The sequence below is a fragment of the Micromonospora acroterricola genome (genome assembly GCF_003172955.1).
In the GTDB taxonomy this organism is placed as follows: Bacteria; Actinomycetota; Actinomycetes; order Mycobacteriales; family Micromonosporaceae; genus Micromonospora; species Micromonospora acroterricola.
Genome location: NZ_QGKR01000140.1, coordinates 37597 through 54444, shown reverse-complemented (window position 1 = coordinate 54444; position 16848 = coordinate 37597). Strand labels below are relative to the sequence as shown.

General features: G+C 71.8%; 15 protein-coding genes. 10 read left to right on the top strand and 5 right to left on the bottom strand.

Annotation, left to right across the window (positions count from 1 at the left end; genetic code table 11):
- Positions 1-268 precede the first annotated feature (268 nt).
- The 4 genes from DKT68_RS06635 to DKT68_RS06620 all read left to right on the top strand — a co-directional run bounded on the left by DKT68_RS06635 (position 269) and on the right by DKT68_RS06620 (position 4386).
- Positions 269-1027, top strand: coding sequence for a hypothetical protein (locus tag DKT68_RS06635; RefSeq protein WP_236646747.1), 759 nt, complete (start codon positions 269-271; stop codon positions 1025-1027).
- Between the two features lie 153 nt (positions 1028-1180).
- Positions 1181-2599, top strand: coding sequence for a WGR domain-containing protein (locus tag DKT68_RS06630; protein WP_109816531.1), 1419 nt, complete (start codon positions 1181-1183; stop codon positions 2597-2599).
- A 68-nt stretch (positions 2600-2667) separates the two neighbouring features.
- Positions 2668-3594 (top strand): acetamidase/formamidase family protein, encoded by a 927-nt coding sequence (locus DKT68_RS06625; protein WP_109816530.1) that lies wholly within the window; start codon positions 2668-2670, stop codon positions 3592-3594.
- 120 nt (positions 3595-3714) lie between these two features.
- On the top strand, positions 3715-4386 hold the full coding sequence (locus DKT68_RS06620; RefSeq protein ID WP_236646746.1) for a hypothetical protein: 672 nt from the start codon (positions 3715-3717) through the stop codon (positions 4384-4386).
- Positions 4387-4416: 30 nt separating this feature from the next.
- Here the strand turns inward: DKT68_RS06620 and DKT68_RS06615 are convergent, their stop codons facing one another.
- Entirely contained in the window at positions 4417-5322 is a 906-nt protein-coding gene (locus tag DKT68_RS06615; protein ID WP_236646745.1) for a LysR family transcriptional regulator, read from the bottom strand.
- Positions 5323-5485: 163 nt separating this feature from the next.
- On the opposite strand from DKT68_RS06615, the gene DKT68_RS06610 reads away from it, so the two are divergent.
- Positions 5486-6424 carry an SDR family NAD(P)-dependent oxidoreductase gene (locus DKT68_RS06610; protein ID WP_109816528.1) on the top strand — a complete coding sequence of 313 codons (939 nt, stop codon included), beginning with the start codon at positions 5486-5488 and terminating at the stop codon, positions 6422-6424.
- A 59-nt stretch (positions 6425-6483) separates the two neighbouring features.
- Here the strand turns inward: DKT68_RS06610 and DKT68_RS06605 are convergent, their stop codons facing one another.
- Entirely contained in the window at positions 6484-7032 is a 549-nt protein-coding gene (locus tag DKT68_RS06605) for an RNA polymerase sigma factor (RefSeq protein ID WP_109816527.1), read from the bottom strand.
- Positions 7033-7087: 55 nt separating this feature from the next.
- Between DKT68_RS06605 and DKT68_RS06600 the strand changes: the two genes are divergently transcribed.
- The gene (locus DKT68_RS06600; RefSeq protein ID WP_109816526.1) at positions 7088-8455 is read left to right on the top strand and encodes a serine/threonine-protein kinase; all 1368 of its coding nucleotides are present in this window, start codon (positions 7088-7090) and stop codon (positions 8453-8455) included.
- On the opposite strand, the gene DKT68_RS06595 is transcribed toward DKT68_RS06600, so the two are convergent.
- The 3 genes from DKT68_RS06595 to DKT68_RS06585 all read right to left on the bottom strand — a co-directional run bounded on the left by DKT68_RS06595 (position 8452) and on the right by DKT68_RS06585 (position 10231).
- Positions 8452-9168 (bottom strand): hypothetical protein, encoded by a 717-nt coding sequence (locus DKT68_RS06595; protein ID WP_146218300.1) that lies wholly within the window; start codon positions 9166-9168, stop codon positions 8452-8454. The genes DKT68_RS06600 and DKT68_RS06595 overlap by 4 nt on opposite strands.
- Before the next feature lie 140 nt (positions 9169-9308).
- Positions 9309-9764 carry a spore-associated protein A gene (locus tag DKT68_RS06590; protein ID WP_146218299.1) on the bottom strand — a complete coding sequence of 152 codons (456 nt, stop codon included), beginning with the start codon at positions 9762-9764 and terminating at the stop codon, positions 9309-9311.
- A complete protein-coding gene (locus tag DKT68_RS06585) occupies positions 9764-10231 on the bottom strand; it encodes a hypothetical protein (protein ID WP_109816523.1) in 468 nt (155 codons plus the stop codon). The genes DKT68_RS06590 and DKT68_RS06585 overlap by 1 nt, the downstream gene beginning before the upstream one ends.
- A gap of 235 nt (positions 10232-10466) precedes the next feature.
- Between DKT68_RS06585 and DKT68_RS06580 the strand changes: the two genes are divergently transcribed.
- The 4 genes from DKT68_RS06580 to DKT68_RS06565 all read left to right on the top strand — a co-directional run bounded on the left by DKT68_RS06580 (position 10467) and on the right by DKT68_RS06565 (position 16807).
- Positions 10467-12056, top strand: a complete 1590-nt coding sequence (locus DKT68_RS06580; RefSeq protein WP_109816522.1) for an MFS transporter — start codon at positions 10467-10469, stop codon at positions 12054-12056.
- A 96-nt stretch (positions 12057-12152) separates the two neighbouring features.
- On the top strand, positions 12153-12923 hold the full coding sequence (locus tag DKT68_RS06575; RefSeq protein WP_109816521.1) for a DUF1223 domain-containing protein: 771 nt from the start codon (positions 12153-12155) through the stop codon (positions 12921-12923).
- Positions 12924-13199: 276 nt separating this feature from the next.
- On the top strand, positions 13200-16070 hold the full coding sequence (locus tag DKT68_RS06570) for a glycosyl hydrolase (protein ID WP_109816520.1): 2871 nt from the start codon (positions 13200-13202) through the stop codon (positions 16068-16070).
- 197 nt (positions 16071-16267) lie between these two features.
- Positions 16268-16807: a DinB family protein gene (locus tag DKT68_RS06565; protein ID WP_109816519.1), complete on the top strand. Its 540-nt coding sequence runs from the start codon at positions 16268-16270 to the stop codon at positions 16805-16807.
- The last annotated feature ends 41 nt before the right edge of the window (positions 16808-16848 follow it).

The following is a 16848-nucleotide window of genomic DNA, read 5'->3' as shown; positions in this document are numbered from 1 at the left end:
ACGCGTCTCGTGGGCTCGGAGATGTGGATAAGAGACAGCGGCCCGGCTGACCGCGGCGCCCGCGGGCGCCGCGGTCAGCCGGGCCGAGCTCGCCCTTCGCTGGGCGCCCGTCCACCACCAGGACGTCGACGCCACCGGTAGCCACGCCCTGGGCGGCCAGGCCGACTACATCGCGAAGGTCGACTTCGACGGTGACCTGAACGGGCGCAACAACTGGGACCGGACCGGCCAGAGCGGGACGTCGCTCGCCGCGCACGCGTACTACTCGGTGGTCGAGACCAGCACCCACTGGTACATCACCTACCTGTTCTTCCATCCTCGGGACTGGACGGACCACCCGTTCTTCGAGACCGAGCACGAGAACGACGGCGAGGGCGTCCTGTTCGCCATCGAGCGCGACGGCTCCGCGTACGGCGTCCTGCGCGGGGCCGTCACCGTCGCGCACAGCGACTTCTACTCGTACACGCCGGCCGGCAGCACCTGGACCAGCGGCCGGGAGAGCGTCGACGGCACCCTCCAGTTCCAGGCGTCACCGCACGACACGTTCCCGCACCCGGTGACGGCGCAGGAGGCGCAGGGCCACGGGTTGAAGGCGTACCCCCAGTACGCCATCAACGGCGACGGCGTCGTCTACTACCCCTCCACGGTCGCGGAGACTCCGAGCAACGGCAACGACCGCGACGTGCGGTATCGACTGATCGACATCTTCGCCGCCGACGGGCTGTGGGCGCAGCGCGCGAACGCGACCCTGTTCGCCGGCCTCGGCACGTTCGCCGGTGACACCTCCGGCGACTGTGGCACCGGCACCTTCAGCTGTTCGGCCAACTCGGCCAACGCGCCCTGGGGCTGGGACGACGGCAACGACCTGCCCGCCCGCGGCGAGCTGGCCAGCGACCCGGCGAAGGTGTCCGCCGAGTACTTCACCACGCCGGCGGGGATGGCCCGCACCTACAGCTACAACCCGTACTCGGGAGCCGCGGCGGCCCTCGCCGAGGCGGCCAGGACGGCACCGCCGACCGTCGACTGACCGGTGACCGGAAGCGCGGCCGGCGCGGTCCGCCGGCCGCGTTCCGGCGTCGTCGCCGCGGCGGCCGATCTTGTCGGAGGCGGTGGCTAGCGTGTGGGCACTGTCGCCGCGCCGGCCATGTCGGGCCGGTCGCTGACCCCCTCGGAGGCACCCATGTCGCAGGAGACGACCTACCTCGAACTGTCCGAAGTGGACGGAGCGCACAAGTTCTACGAGGTCGTCGTCGACGGCGCCACACTGACCGTGCGCTACGGCCGGATCGGCGACCAGGGGCAGGTCAAGGCGAGCGCCTACCCGGACAACGCCCGCGCCCGGGCCGCCGCGGCGAAGAAGATCGGCGAGAAGGTCCGCAAGGGGTACGCTCCGGCGGTCCCCGGTGTCCGGCAGAAGCGCAGCGTCTCCCGGCGGCAGATCGTCAGCACCCGCTCCACCGCCCACACCGCCCCCGTGCTCTGGCGCTACGACTCCGGCGCTCCCGCCTTCGGCATCTTCGTCGACGGGCAGCACTGCATGGTGGGCAACGAGCACGGCGTGATCACCACTCTCGGCCACGACGCCCGGGTGCGCAGCCAGGTCCGCCTCCCCGACGGGGTGAAGTGCATCGTCGCCGACGACGCCTGGATCTACGCGGGCTGCGACGACGGCAACGTCTACGACCTTTCCGGCAAGGTGCCCCGGGTGGCGTACGCGATCGCCCCCGAGATCGACATCTACTGGCTCGACATCCACGACGGGGTCCTGGGCGTCTCGGACGCCGACGGCGGCATCGCCGCGATCGACCACGAGGACGAGTTTCTGTGGCGCCGGCCGGGGCGGGGCCGCTCGGCATGGATGGTGCGCTGCGACACCGACGCGCTCTACCACGGCCACTCGCAGGGGGTGACCGGCTACGACTGGCGTACCGGGCGCGAGCTCTGGCACACCAGGACCGGCTCGGTGCTGTTCGGGTGGCAGGAGCGCGGCAGCGTGTTCGCGGGGACGGGCACCCGCGAGGTGGTGCGGCTGGCCAAGGACGGTCGGGTCGAGCGCAACTACCGGTGCGACGCCCCGGTCCTCTCCTGCGCCACCGCCGAGGGCGGCCGGTACGTCTTCGCCGGCGACAGCCAGTCCTCGATCTACTGCTTCGACGCGGCGGGCACCCGGCTGTGGAAGCTCGGCACCGGCTGCGGCTCGGCGTACTCCATGCAGTACCACGACGATCGGCTCTACGTCGTCACCACCGGTGGCCATCTGGCCTGCATCGACGCCAGCGAGCCGGCCATCCGGGCGGCCCAGGCCGGGGACGTGCCGGAGGTGGTGGACGTCAAGGCGCCCCGTCAGGCGCCACGGACCGTGGAGCCGACGGTCGTCGAGGTGACCAGCGACGCCGGCGCTGGCGTGGTGGTGCAGTGCCTGGACGACCGGGGGCGGCTGCGCGTCCAGGTCATGTCCGACGGCTACCGGCGGGACTGGTCGGTGCAGTTCCCCAAGGGCATCCGCGAGCCGGGCGCCCGCTACCTGGTGACCGAGGTCCGCGAGTCCGGCCGAGGTGGTTTCTACCGGGCGTACGGCGACATCCGCCGGCTGCGCTGACCGCCCGTCCGGGCCGAGACGCCACCGCGCGTCTACCCGCTCCGGGAGGCGGCAACTAGCCTGCGCAGATGCGACACACCCTCACACCGGGCGACGACACCCTACACGGTCACTTCTCCCCCGACTTTCCGCCGGTGCTGACCATCGACCCGGGCGACACCGTCACCTACCGCACCCTGGACTGCTGGTGGTCGGCCGGCCCGTACCCCGGCGGGCACATCCGGGACCGGCCCCGGGCGCCGCAGTACCAGGCCGACCACGGGCACGCGTTGATCGGTCCGGTCGCGGTCCGCGGCGCCCGCGCCGGCCAGACCCTTGAGGTCCGCATCGACGCGGTCGTCCCGGCCACCTGGGGCACCACCGTGGCCGGCGGTTGGCCGAGCGGCTTCAACCAGCGGTACGGCGTCGAGAAGGAGGGCGTCGTGCACGCCTGGACGCTGGACCCGGTGGGAATGACCGGCCGCAACCAGCACGGCCACACCGTCGCGCTGCGTCCCTTCATGGGGGTGCTCGGGATGCCGCCGGCCGAGCCGGGGCGGCACTCCACGGTCCCACCCCGACCCTTCGGCGGCAACCTGGACTGCAGGGACCTGACCGCCGGCAGCACCCTGCTGCTGCCGATCCCGGTCGACGGGGCACTGTTCTCGGTCGGCGACGGGCACGCCGCGCAGGGCGACGGCGAGGTCGGCGGCACCGCGATCGAGTGCCCGATGGACGAGGTGACCCTGACCTTCGATGTCCGCGACGACTTCCCGGTGACCGGCCCCGTGGCCCGGACCGCGGACGCCTGGCTGACCCTCGGCGTCGGCGCGACCCTCGACGATGCCACGTTCATGGCCCTGGACTCGATGCTGACCCTGATGCAACGGCTGCACGGGGTGAGCCGTCCGGACGCGGTGGCGCTGGCCAGCGTCGCGGTCGACGTACGGGTGACGCAGATCGTCAACCAGACCGTCGGCGCGCACGCGGTGCTCCGCAACGACGCGCTGCGCTGAGGAGCCCGGCTCAGCGCGGCCACCGCCGGCCACGGGCTTGTCAGCAATCCGTCGTTGTCTGCGGGTGCGCCCCTCCGTAGCGTCGCGACCACAGATCGATGCCACGCGGAAGGACCCCTCGTGACCGAACCCGTCGCTCCGCAGCTCGTCCTGAACAGCAGGATGCTCTACTTCGGCTGGATCCCGGCCGACCCGGAGGCGGTGGCCGCCCTTGTGCCCCAGGGGCTCACGCCGGCTCCGAACCGGCAGGTCTTCATGAACCAGTACGTCGTCGACGACGCGGCGCAGACCTCCGGCTTCGGCGCCTACTCGCTGACGTATCTCGGACCGGATCTGTCCGGGGTCGACGCCCCGGACGGCGTGACGCCCGGTCGCTGGTGGACGCACTACGTCAACTCGAGTCCGGTCGTCCGCGCGTATGCCGCCGCGCGTGGCGTGCCGGCCACGGTGGGTACCACCACCATCGAGGTGCGGGGCCGCCGGCTCGTCGCCACGACCGAGGCGGACGGCGTACCCGTGATCAGGACGACGGCCCGCGTCGGCCGCACGGGCGACGCCGTGAACCGGGGCCAACTCCGCTACTTCACCCGGTTGGACGGCAGGCTGGTCGGCGGCAACTATCCCTTCGTGGCGGAGCCGGTCGACCCCTTCGAGGTCGAGTCACTGGAGTTCCTCGAACCCGACCACCCGGTGTACGCGCTGCGCCCGGCCGAGCCGCTGGAGTTCGTCTGGGGCTTCTACTCACCGCGCTCGTCGTTCGCCTACCCCGGTGGCGAGTTCGTCCTCGACTGAGCGGGCCCACCTCGACCGGGAGTGCGGAGCTCAGCCGGTCTCGGTCAGATCGGTCGTCGCCGCGAGTTCGCTGACCACGTCCAGGAGCCGGTGCAGGGCGGGTGAGGTGTTGCCCGGCAGCCACACCATCTCGGTGCGCGCAATCTCGCCGGTCAGCGGCACGAACACCACGCCGGTGCGGCGAAGGCTGCGTGCCGAGCGGGCGAGCCGGGTGACTCCTGTTCCGGCGGCGACCAGGCCGAGGAGGGTCTGCACGCTGGCTTCCTCCTGGACGACGTGCGGGACGAAGCCCGCTTCGCGGAACTGGTCGTCGTAGGCGCGGTGCCAGGGCTCCCAGGAGCTGCGCGGTGTCATGACCCACGGTTCGGTCGCCAGGTCGGCGAGCGTCAGTTCGGCGCGCTGGGCGAGCGGGTGGCCCTCGGGCAGGACGGCGCACACCGGTTCGGTCGCCAGGGTCCGGGAACGCAGGCCGGGGACGAGCGGGGTCCGGGTGAAGGCGACGTCGTAGCGTCCGCCGAGGACGCCCTCGACCAGGGGCGCGATGCCGGTGGACTCCGTCGCCAGGCGAAGGTCGGGGAGGTGGTCGCGTACGGCCCGGACCACCGGGGGCAGCAGGTGGTTGGCGACGGTGCCCAGGAACGCCAGGCTGAGGCTGCCGACCTCGCCCCTGCGGGCCCGCCCCACGACGGCGACCGCCTCCTCGGCGCGGTCGGTCACGGCGCGGGCCTCGGGGACGAACAGGGCGCCGATGTCGGTCAGGGTGGTGCCGCGGGTGTCGCGCTCGAACAGCCTGACCCCGAGGGAGCGTTCCAGGGCGGTGATCTGCTGGGACAGCGACTGCTGAGCGATCATCAGGCGGGCGGCGGCCCTTGTGAAGCTCAACTCCTCCGCGAGAACCAGGAAATACCGCAGTTGCCGCAGCTCGGGGGTAGTCACAGGAACAGACTGTAGCCATGCCAGGAAGTGTGTGTTGGGCGCTTCAGAGGCTGCCGCGCACGATGGTTCCGGACCACGGCGGGAGCCGACGACGGACACGAGCGACGTGCCGACCTGGTTGTCGACGCCGCACGGAGCGACAAGGAATCTGAGGAAGCCGATCATGAATGCAGAGCGCGTCACCACACCTTTCGACGCCCGATCCACCGCCCGCGACGTCGTCGCCGGCCTCGACCTCACCGGCCGGCGCGCCATCGTCACCGGCGCCTCGTCGGGCATCGGCGTCGAAACGGCCCGGGCGCTCGCAACGGCGGGCACCGAGGTGACCCTGGCGGTACGGGACGTGGCGGCCGGCGAACGGACAGCGGAGGACATCCGCGCCACCACGGGGAGCAGCCTCATCCGGGTCGCCCCTCTGGACCTCTCCGACCAGGGGTCGGTCGCCGCGTTCGTCGCCGCCTGGGAAGGGCCCCTGCACATCCTGGTCAACAACGCCGGGGTGTCGGCGACCCCCGAGAGGCGGACGGCGGAGGGCTGGGAGCTGCAGTTCGCTACCAACCACCTCGGTCACTTCGCGCTCACCACCGGGCTGCACGAGGCGCTCGCAGCGGCCGGCCGGGCCCGCGTGGTGTCCCTCAGCTCCATCGCGCACGTGCAGGCACCGATGGTGTTCGAAGACGTCAACTTCCGCGCACGCCCCTACGACCGTCTCCTCGCCTACGGCGAGTCGAAGACGGCCACGGCGCTGTTCGCGGTCGAGGCGAACAGGCGCTGGGCCGGCGACGGCATCACCGTCAACGCGGCCAACCCGGGCGCGGTCACCACCAACCTGGGACGCCACCTCACCGAGGCCGACCTCGCGCAGCTTCCTGCGTACGACTTCAAGACCCCGGAGCAGGGTGCGGCCACCTCCGTGCTGCTCGCCACCTGGCCGCAGCTGGAGGGCATCGGCGGCCGGTACTTCGAGGACTGCAACGAGGCGCCGCGTTACAACCCCGAGACACCGCTCCAGGGCGTCGCCGACCACGCCGTGGACCCCGCGGCGGCCGAGCGACTGTGGCAGGTGTCGCTCGACATGCTCGCCGACGCCCGGCACGGCTGAGGACAGCAGCGTCTCCCGGCCGGCCATCAATCGGCCGACGGCGGCCAGCGCGGTCCGAGTCAACCGCCCTGCAGAGACTCCCGGACGTGCCGGCGCGCGTGATGAATCCTGGATTTCAGCGTGCCGACCGGAATACCCAACTGCCCGGCGATCTCCTGGTAGTCCATCTGGCACAGGTCACGGAGCACGAGGGCGGTCGCCAGGTCCGGCCGGTGGGCCTCCAGTTTGTCGAGAGCGTCGAGCAGATCGAGACGCGATCCGGCGATGACACTGGTCGTACGGGGATCCGCGACCTCCACCGGCAGCATCGCGCTCGGCTGCTCGGCTGCCCGCCGCCGCAGGGACCGGTAGGTCTGACGGGCACAGTTGGCGACCACGACGTGCAACCAGGTCGAGAACAGCGACCGGCCCTCGAACCGGTCGATGTGGCTGGCCACCTGCACCAGCGCGTCCTGTGCCGCCTCCTCCGCGTCCTGCCGGCAGGGCAGGATCCGCCCGCACTGCTCGAGCACCCGCGGACTGATCGCCAGCAGCAGCCGGTCGAGAGCCGCGCTGTCCCCGGCCGCCGCGCGGCGCGCCAGCTCTTCCGTGCCCGACGTGTCCGCCACCGGCGCTCCCCGCTCGTGTGCGTCACCGGCTTCCCGGCCGTCGGATAATACGGTCGTGGTCATCCCGTCGCAGGTCGGCCGGTACCGCGTCGTACGCGCCGTCGGCGCCGGCGCGTTCGCCACCGTGTGGCTAGCGTACGACGACGAACTGCGGTCACCGGTGGCGGTCAAGGTGCTCGCCGACAACTGGTCGCAGCGGGCCGACATCCGGGCACGCTTCCGCCAGGAGGCCCGGTTCATGCGGCAGGTCGACTCCGACCATCTGGTCCGGGTGCTGGACATCGGCGAGCTGCCCGACGGCAGGCCGTACCTGGTGATGACGTACGCCGGCGGCGGCACGCTCTCGGACCGGTTGGCCAGGGGCCCGATGCCGGTGCACGAGGCGCTGCGCGTCGCCGCCGACATCGCACGGGCGGTGGCCGTGCTGCACGACAACGGTGTGCTGCACCGTGACCTCAAGCCCTCCAATGTCCTGTTCGACACCACCCCGACCGGAGCCCGGGTGCTGGTCGCCGACCTCGGGCTGGCCAAGACACTCGCACACGCCTCCGGCTTCACGGTGGCGGCCGGCACACCCGCCTACATGGCGCCGGAGCAGTTCGTCCCCGGGGGCGGGTTGGACGCGCGGTCCGACGTGTACGCGATCGGCGCCCTGACCCAGCACATGCTGACCGGGTTGCCGCCCGGGCAGCCCGCGGGACCCGTGCCCCGCGTCCCCGCCGCCGTCGAGCGTGTGGTGCGTCGGGCCTTGCACCGGGATCCGGGCCGGCGCTGGACGTCCGCGAACGCGTACGCCTCCGCACTGGAGGAACTGCTCGCCGCGCGACGGGTTCCGGCCCGCCGCCCGCTGCAGCGCACTCGCCGGTCCGTCACCGCCGTCGGCGCCCTCGCCGCGGCGCTGTTCATGGGCGGATCGGCCACCGTCTCCTCCGCACCGCCCGGCTGGACGCGGGTGGGCGACGCGACCGGGACCATCTCGGTCGCCGTACCCGACAGCTGGGCCAGGCAGCTGCGGGACGGCGGCTGGAACCCGGCCACGATCGGTCTTCCCGGCGGGCGCGGCCCCGGCCTGCTCGTCGGGCCGAACCTCGCTGTCTGGCCGGACGTGGACAGCACGACGCCGGGTGTCTTCGCCGGGGTCAGCCGGTCCCTCGCCGGCACGGCGGGCGAGCCGGCGCTGCCCGCGCACAACGGCTGCACGCGCGAGGCCGACCGCGCGACCACCGTCGGCATCCTCCGCGGCAGCATCGGGCGATGGACGCGGTGCGGCGGCACCGCAACGTCCTTCAGCGAGGTCACGCTGGCCGCACCCGGAAATTCTTTCGGCGTGTACGTACAGATCAAACAGATCGGCGGGGCTGACCGCACCGACGAGATCCTCGGGACGTTGCGGGTGGACCGTTCGACGGCCGCGCAAGGCTAGACCCGCTCCCAGTTTCCGGCGAAGTCGATCATGCGCCACCGGCGGGTCTCGGTGCGGCCGTCGAGCCGGCGGACGGTGGCCTCCACCTTGTCGTCGCTCAGTACCCGGTAGGAGGTGAACGTCATGACCCGGTCACCGGTTGCGCTGGGCGCGTCTCCCTTGATGACCGGCCTGGCCCAGAGGGGATCATTCCGGTAGCCCAGCTGGACCGGGACGAGAGCCTGCTGCCGCGCCGCGTCGGGGTTCCCCAGCTCGACGAGGATGAGCGCGTCCTCGGTCGAAGGGGCGTTCGCCGGCTCCTCGACAAGGAACTCGGCGTACACCGGTCGCGCGCCGCCCGGCAGGATCTTGCACGGTATGTCGAAGCCGTTCGATCCGTTCCGGAATCTGACGGCATCGTCGGACTCGCCGCAGAACTCGAGATTGCGGATGAGCGCGTTGGGCCAGTCGGTCCGCCGGATCTCGCTCCCCTGACGAGCCGGCCCGCTGCCGGTCGCCGGCGCCGTCGGTCGGGAGCTGGCGGTGGTGGCCGGGCGGCTCGCTGCGGAGCTGGCGGTCACGGAAGGGGTCGGGTCGGAAGGCAGGGCGGGGCTCACGCTGGGAGCGGGAGAGCCGGCGGGCGCCGCGTCGCCCCCGGAACGGGCGATCGGTGATGTGCACCCGGTGGCGAACGTGAGGCTGAACGCCACACCAATGAGCAGTCTGCCGCGCATGGACGGTCCTTTCTCCGCAGGATCTGTCACATGGTTGGATGCGCCGATCGGGGCAGCGGTTCACGCAGACCGAACCCTTACCGCCGCGGCACGGCGGCCAAGGGCCGCCGTGCCGCGTGCTCTTTCTCCAACGCCGGTCGTCAGCCGCACCACCCGAAGCCGGACGAGTACGAGGTGAGCGTTCCGGTCTTGTTCGGGCCGCTGTAAGCGACGCCGGAGTAGCGGACGCACTCGCCCGGTGCGTAGAGATAGACGGGCCCGGCGTAGTAGCGGTAGTTGCCCGGGTCCTGTGCGACGCGCCCGCTCCTTGTCTCGATCTTGGCGTTCATCCAGGTCGCGGTGCCGACATAGCTGGACTTGTCGACGACGACGCAGTTCATCTGCGTCTGGGCGCTGTACATCAGGTAGACGTCTCCAAAGGAATGGCGGCCGTCACTGCTGAGCAGCACCTTGTCGTCGAGTTCCCGGTAGCTGGGTCCGCACTGCTCCCCGTACCCGGCGGAGGCGCCGGCCGGCGCCGCGCCGATGGCCGGAGCGCCGGCCGCGACAGCGACGGCCACGAGACCGGCCGACACCGCGCGTCGCACCGTGGACATCAGCCGCACCATCCCGTCTTGTTGTTCCCCGCGTTGGAGTCCGTTGGCGGGTAGTAGATGTTGCCGATGACCCAGATGCACTTTCCGCTGGCGTAGGCGGTGACCGGACCGGCGTAGTACCGGTAGGTGCCGTGGTCCCGGTCGTTGGCCTCCAGCAGGCGGCAGTTGCTGGTGCCGGACGAACAGACCCACAGCTCGACCGACATCACCTTGCTGACGCCCCAGGTGTTCGCGCTCGACACGGTCCGTGCGCAGTTGTATCCGCCGCTGTAGTACACCTCGACGTACCCGTACCGCGTCGAACCGTTGATGGCCACCTCCCCGTACAGGTCGAAACCACCCACCTTCGAGCCCGAGCAGGTTCCGGTCGCGGCCTGCGCCGGCGGGCCGGCGAGGAAGAGGCTCCCGGTCATGGTGAGGACGAGCGCGGCGAGTATCGCCAGGATTCGCGATCGCGAGGTGGTCAATGGTGCCTCCGTTCTCCCGGGTCCCGGCGCGTGGCGGTCCAGGACCGGCACAGTCGAACAGCCGGCCGAACCGCCAACCAAGTGATTCGAACGGGTTCGAATCCCCGCTGGAGAACGACCGCTCCGGAGCTCGCGCACAGGTTGTCCGACACCACCCGGGCGGAAGCTGGTTGCGTCTTGCTCGACCAGCCCACGTTCGCGCTGTGTCACCGGCCCGGAAGGAACAGGTATCAGAATGCGCAAGTGGCTGCCGCTGCTGACGGTCTGCCTGGGCACGTTCATGCTCCTGATCGACGTCACGATCGTGATCGTGGCCCTGCCCGACATGGTCGACGACCTGGACGCGTCCTTCCGGGCGTTGCAGTGGGTCATCGACGCCTACGCCCTGGCGCTGGGCGCACTGGTGCTCGGCGCCGGCTCGATCGCCGACCGGGTGGGGCACCGCCGGGCGTACGTCGTCGGGCTCCTGCTCTTCGCGGTGTCGTCGCTGGCGTGCGGTCTCGCGCCGAACCCGGGCGTGCTGGTCGCCGCGCGCGCCGTTCAGGGCCTCGGCGCGGCGGCCATGTTCGCGACCACGTTCGCTCTGCTCAACAGCGCCTACACCGGCCGCGACCGGGGCAGCGCGTACGGCATCTGGGGCGCGGTGGCGGGCGCCTCGGCGGCGGTGGGCCCCGTCGTCGGCGGGCTGCTCACCGAGGGCGCGTCGTGGCGCTGGATCTTCCTGGTCAATCTGCCGGTCAGCGTCGTCGCCATCCTGCTGTGTGGCAGGACGCTCCCCGTCGCCCACGCGGCGGTCCGCGGCAGGATCGACGTCGCCGGGATGGCGAGCTTCACCGCGGCCGCGGCCTGCGCGACCTACGCGCTCATCCGGGCGAACGAGACCGGCTGGTCGGCCGCAGGTGTGTGGTGGTTGCTGGCCGTGGCGGCGCTCCTGCTGGCCGGGTTCGTCGTGATCGAGGCACGCACCCGGTACGCCATGTTCGATCTCGCCCTCCTGCGCGACCGCTCGTTCGTCGCGGTGCTGCTCGCCGGGCTGCTGCTGACCTTCGCGGCCTTCACGACGCTCACGTACACCTCGATCTGGCTCCAGTCCGTGCTCGGAATGGGCCCGCTCGCGGCGGGGCTCACCGGCCTGCCGCTGTCCGTCACCGCGTTCGGTGTCTCGGCGGTGCTGGGTCGGGTGCTGCACGGCCGTCGACCCGACCTGGTGATCGGCGCCGGGCTGCTGTGCGTCGGCCTCGGCAGCCTGCTCGCCGCGGCACTCCTGCACGGTTCGGCCAGTTGGCCGGCGCTGGTGCCGGGGCTCGCCCTGATCGGCGTCGGCGTCGGCCTCGCGACGCCCATTCTCGGCTCGGTGTCCATGTCCCTGGTGCCCGTCGAGCGCGGAGGCATGGCCGCCGGGGCGGTCAACACCGCCCGCCAGCTCGGTTTCGCCTTCGGCATCGCGGCGCTGGGCAGCGTGTTCACCGCCCAGGCGCAGCGCACCCTTGCCGGACGTGACATCCCGGACCCGGCGGACGTGGCGCACGCCATCGCCGGCGGGCAGACGCCCGGGCTGCTGCGTGCCGCCCCGGCGGCCGGACGGCAGCTACTGGACAGCGCGGCGCAGGCCGCCGGGGTGGCCGGCGTCCGGGCCACCTTCGTGGTGGCCGGCGCCGTCGGCGTTCTCGCCGGCGTGCTCGTGGCCGTCCTCATGCGACCCGGTGGGCCGCACACCGTCCCCTCGGCCGAACGTCCGGCCGTCCCCCGGGAGCGGGACGGCGACGGCGCTCCCGCGACGCGGGACGCCCCCGCTCGATCCGGGGGCGACAGGCGGACGACCTGATCCGCTCCCCTGCGGGAGTCGCCCGCCACGGGCAGGCATGGTCACGACCGTAACGGGAATCGGAGAGCCGCCAGCAGCTCGGACGGAGGAGGCGCCATGACGGACCCCGGGTCGGATCGTGCCCGCCCGCCGGATTCGCCGCCGCAGGCGCCGGATGTCGCCCCGGCGGACGGCGGCTTCGCCGTCGTGGAGATGTTCACCTCCCAGGGCTGCTCGAGCTGCCCTCCCGCCGAAGAGGTGCTGACCGAGATCGACCGCGACGCCCGGGCCAACGGACAGCCGGTGTTCGCCCTCGGATTCCACGTCGACTACTGGGATGATCTGGGCTGGCGCGACCCGTTCGCCGACGCGGCGTACACCGCCCGCCAGCAGGCGTACGCGCGGGCCTTCGGCTCGGGACACCTGTACACGCCGCAGATGGTCGTCAACGGCACCGTCGAGTTCGTCGGTTCCGACCGCCGACGGGCGGCGACCACGATCGGGGCCGCCCTGACGTCGGCGGCCACCACTCCCCTCGCTCTGTCCGTCCAGGACGGGGCTCCCGACACCGGGGACGAGCGCACGGTGGTGATGGACTACCAGACCGAGCGACTGCCGGAGCGCGCGGTGCTGAACGTCGCGATCGTCGAACGCGGCCTGGAGAGCCAGGTGGCGCGGGGTGAGAACGCCGGGCGGACGCTGCGGCAGGACAACGTGGTACGGGCGTTCACGTCGTTGGGTCTGGAGGCCGACCGTGGGCGGGTGACACTCCAGGCCCCGCCGGACCTGGATCGCCGGCAGGCCACGGTGGTCGGTTACGTGCAGAAGGACGGTGACAAGGCCATCGTCGCCGCGACGGCTGTGGACCTGTCTCCCGCGGCGGGGTGAGCGCGGGCTGGCGGCGTCCCCATCGACCCGGGCAGAGGCGCCCGCGGCCAGCGGGGCGTGCTCGTCACGGCGGGTGTCGATGACGTAGCGCGCCGGGCACATCCTGCGTTCGAATCGCGACATCAGCACGCAACCCCAGTGACACATTGACGGAGGTCTCCACCCTCGATTACGGTGCTGTGGTGAGAGAGCGCTCTCTCACCACACGTTCTCCTCAATTCAGACAACGGGCCGGATCCGGCAGAGGCCGGCACTCCGGCACGCGATGGAGGCACCGTGAAACCTCCCGTCCCACGCCGCCGATGGGCCCTGGCCGCCACCACCACGTTGGCCCTGGTCGTCGGCGGCCTCGCGATCACCGTCACCCGTCCCGCGGAGGCCGCCCCCGTCGGCGCGGGCAGCTACACCACCACCCCGGTCGGCCCGCTCCCCAGCGGCTGCGGCTCGATGTCCAGCAACCCCCGGCAGTTCGCCACCGCCAACGCGCCAGCCGGTGCCATCCCCACCAACGACTGGTGGTCGTCCCTGCTCTGGAAGCGCACCGACTGCTCCTTCAGCGAGCCCCTGCACGCGCATCCGATCTCGTACGACACGTTCGGCGACGGCCTCGGCTTCTCCGCCAACTCCACGCCCGCCATCAGCGGCACCGCGACCGGCGTCGGGGAATACCACTACCCGTACGTCCAGGACATCCGGGTCGGCGTCGCCGGGCTCGGCGCGCCCCAGGTCAAGGTGGACGGCTGGACCGACTGGACGGTCAGCCCACACTGGAGCGACGGCACCCGCACCATGCGCGCCACCATCGGCCACGGTCTGCCGTTCGCGTACTTCCAGGCCACCGGCGGGGATGCGGTGATCAGCGCGACCGGCACCCCCGACGTCTGGTCCAACAGCGGCGCCACCGTCGGCTTCCGGGTCAACGGCCACGACTACGTCGGGTACGCCCCGAGCGGCGCCAACTGGACCGTGAGCGGCGGCCGGATCTCCTCCACCCTGGCCGGTCGGGGCTACTTCTCCGTCGCTCTCCTGCCGCCGACGGCCAGCACGGCGGAACGCGCCGACCTGGCGGCCACCTACGGCCGGTACGCGCACGCCCACGTCACCGGCACCACCGTCTCGTACGCCTGCGACCAGGCGACCAGCGGGCTCACCACCACGTACGCGTTCACCACGACCGCCCGGGAGGGAAGCGCCACGCAGACCGTGGTCAGCCTCTACCCGCACCAGTGGAAGTCGCTGAGCGGCTCCACCCCGATCACCCCGACCTACCCGTCGGCGCGTGGCCGGATGAAGGTGCTCACCGGCGTCAACCAGTTCCGCACCGCCATGAAGTTCCAGGGCGTCCTGCCGGAACTGCCGGCCGTCGGCGACGGCAGCGGCGCGGACCTGGCGACGCTCAACGGACACCTGGCCGCCGCCCGAGCCAACCCGATGGACCAGCGGGGCGGCGACACGTACTGGACGGGCAAGGGGCTCGGCCGGGCCGCCCGCCTCGCCGAGGTGGCCGACCTGGTCAACGACACCACCACGCGGGACAGCGCCCTGAACGCCATCCGCAGCACGCTCACCGACTGGTTCACCGCGTCGAGCGGCAAGACCTCGAAGGTCTTCTACTACAACGGCAACTGGGGCACCCTGATCGGCTACCCGGCGTCGTACGGCTCCGACCAGGAACTCAACGACCACCACTTCCACTACGGCTACTACATCGCCGCCGCCGCGACGCTGGCCAAGTTCGACCCGGCGTGGGCCGCCACGAGCCGCTACGGCGGCATGGTCGACCTGCTGATCCGGGACGCCAACAACTACCGCCGCGACGACACCCGCTTCCCCTACCTGCGCGACTTCGACATCTACGCCGGCCACGACTGGGCGTCCGGGCACGGCTCGTTCGGCTCCGGCAACAACCAGGAGTCCTCGTCGGAGGGCATGAACTTCGCCAACGCCCTGATCCAGTGGGGGCAGGTCACCGGCGACACCGCCGTCCGGGACGCCGGCATCTTCCTCTACACCACCCAGGCCGCGGCCATCCAGGAGTACTGGTTCGACGTCAGCGACCAGAACTTCCCCGCCGCCTTCGGGCACTCGACGGTCGGCATGGTCTGGGGTGACGGCGGCGCGTACGCCACCTGGTTCAGCGGCGAGCCGGAGATGATCCAGGGCATCAACCTGCTGCCGGTCACCGGCGGGCACCTCTACCTGGGCAACTACCCGGCGTACGTGCGGACGAACTACGCCGAGCTGGTCCGCAACAACGGCGGACAGCCGACGGTGTGGCAGGACATCCTCTGGCAGTTCCAGGCCCTCGGTGACGGCGACGCGGCACTGGCGAACCTCCGCGCGAACCCCGGCTACACCCCGGAGGAGGGAGAGAGTCGGGCACACACCTTCCACTGGATCCGCAACCTGGCGGCGCTGGGCACCGTCGACACGACGGTGACCGCGAACCACCCACTGTCGGCGGTCTTCTCGCGAAACGGGGCGCGCACCTACGTGGCGTCGAACCCGACCGCGACGCCGATCACGGTGAGGTTCTCCAACGGCACCACGCTCTCCGTGGCAGCCGGACGGACGGCCACCACCGGTGCGTACACCTGGAGCGGCGGCAACGCGTCGGGCGGCGTACCCCCGGGAACGCCGCCGCCCACCGACCCGCCTCCGACGGATCCGCCCCCGAACCCGGGCACTCCGACGCGGTACCTCCTGCCCGGTGGCGGGCTGGGCGCCGCCGGCGGCGCGGCCACGACCACGGTCGCGGCGGCAAACGGAAACCACGACGGTACGCCGACCAACGCGCAGGTCTTCACGGCGACCGGCCTCAATCTCGCCTACGCGGGGGGCCAGACCGCGCTCGACCTGTTCGTGGACTCCGGCACGGCCGTCGGCAACGGCGTGCAGGTACGGGTCTCCTACGACCTGACCGGCAACGGCAGTTGGGAGCGGGTCGAGACCTTGCGGTACTTCGCCACCGACCCGGTCCCCGGCTACGAGCACTACACCCAGAGTGCCGGCCTGGCCTCGGCCACCGGCACGTTGGGCGCGCTGAGCAACGGCACCGTCCGGGTCGAGGTCTGGTCGGCGATCGGCAACAACCCGACCACACTGGGCGTCGGCAACCAGTCGGTGCTGCGGCTTCCGTACTCCTGACCCACCCGTCTGCGCCGCCGCCGGGCCGGTACGGCCGGCGGCGGCGCAGGCTCTCCCGCCTATTCGGGCCACCGGGCGACCGACACCCGGTGGCTCTCGCGCGGGGCGCCGGAGCCGCGCCGACGAATGCCGACCCGGCCGGTTGAGCCGGTAACCCGCTTGCGCCCACCGCCGCCTGTCGGAAAGGGTCGGGAGCCATGAGCGACATGTGGGTGGACCCCGCCGACGATCCACGAACCTACGGCAACCCGAAGGGCGAGAAGGCGACGCTGCGGGAGTACCTCCTCAACTACCGGTTGACCCTGGACATGAAGTGCGCCGGTCTCGACGCCGAGCAGCTCGCCCGCCGTTCCGTGCCGCCGAGCACCATGAGCCTGCTCGGCCTGGTCCGGCACCTGGCCAAGGTGGAGAACCAGTGGTTCCAGCGGGTGCTGCAGGGCAGGAGCGACCGGCCACGCCTGTTCAGCCGCGACGACGACAGGGACGCGGACTTCAACGACGCCGTCGCCGACCCCGCGGTCGTCGAGGAGGCGTTCGCCACGTGGAAGGCGGAGATCGCCGCGGCCGACCAGTGGCTCGACGCGCTCGACGAGGACGACCTCGGGCGGGAGGTGCCGTTCGACGATGACACGGTCAGCGTCCGGGACGTCCTCGTTCACATGATCGAGGAGTACGCCCGGCACGCGGGCCACGCCGACCTGCTGCGCGAGTGCGTCGACGGTCGCACCGGCCAGTGAGCCGGACGTCGGCTTCCACGTGATCGCCTGAGCGGCGAGGG

Coding starts and splice junctions, on each gene's coding strand:
- DKT68_RS06565 (WP_109816519.1), top strand. CDS start 16,268: ATGAGCGACATGTGGGTGGACCCCGCCGACGATCCACGAACCTACGGC.
- DKT68_RS06630 (WP_109816531.1), top strand. CDS start 1,181: ATGTCGCAGGAGACGACCTACCTCGAACTGTCCGAAGTGGACGGAGCG.
- DKT68_RS06580 (WP_109816522.1), top strand. CDS start 10,467: ATGCGCAAGTGGCTGCCGCTGCTGACGGTCTGCCTGGGCACGTTCATG.
- DKT68_RS06625 (WP_109816530.1), top strand. CDS start 2,668: ATGCGACACACCCTCACACCGGGCGACGACACCCTACACGGTCACTTC.
- DKT68_RS06610 (WP_109816528.1), top strand. CDS start 5,486: ATGAATGCAGAGCGCGTCACCACACCTTTCGACGCCCGATCCACCGCC.
- DKT68_RS06575 (WP_109816521.1), top strand. CDS start 12,153: ATGACGGACCCCGGGTCGGATCGTGCCCGCCCGCCGGATTCGCCGCCG.
- DKT68_RS06590 (WP_146218299.1), bottom strand. CDS start 9,764: ATGTCCACGGTGCGACGCGCGGTGTCGGCCGGTCTCGTGGCCGTCGCT.
- DKT68_RS06595 (WP_146218300.1), bottom strand. CDS start 9,168: ATGCGCGGCAGACTGCTCATTGGTGTGGCGTTCAGCCTCACGTTCGCC.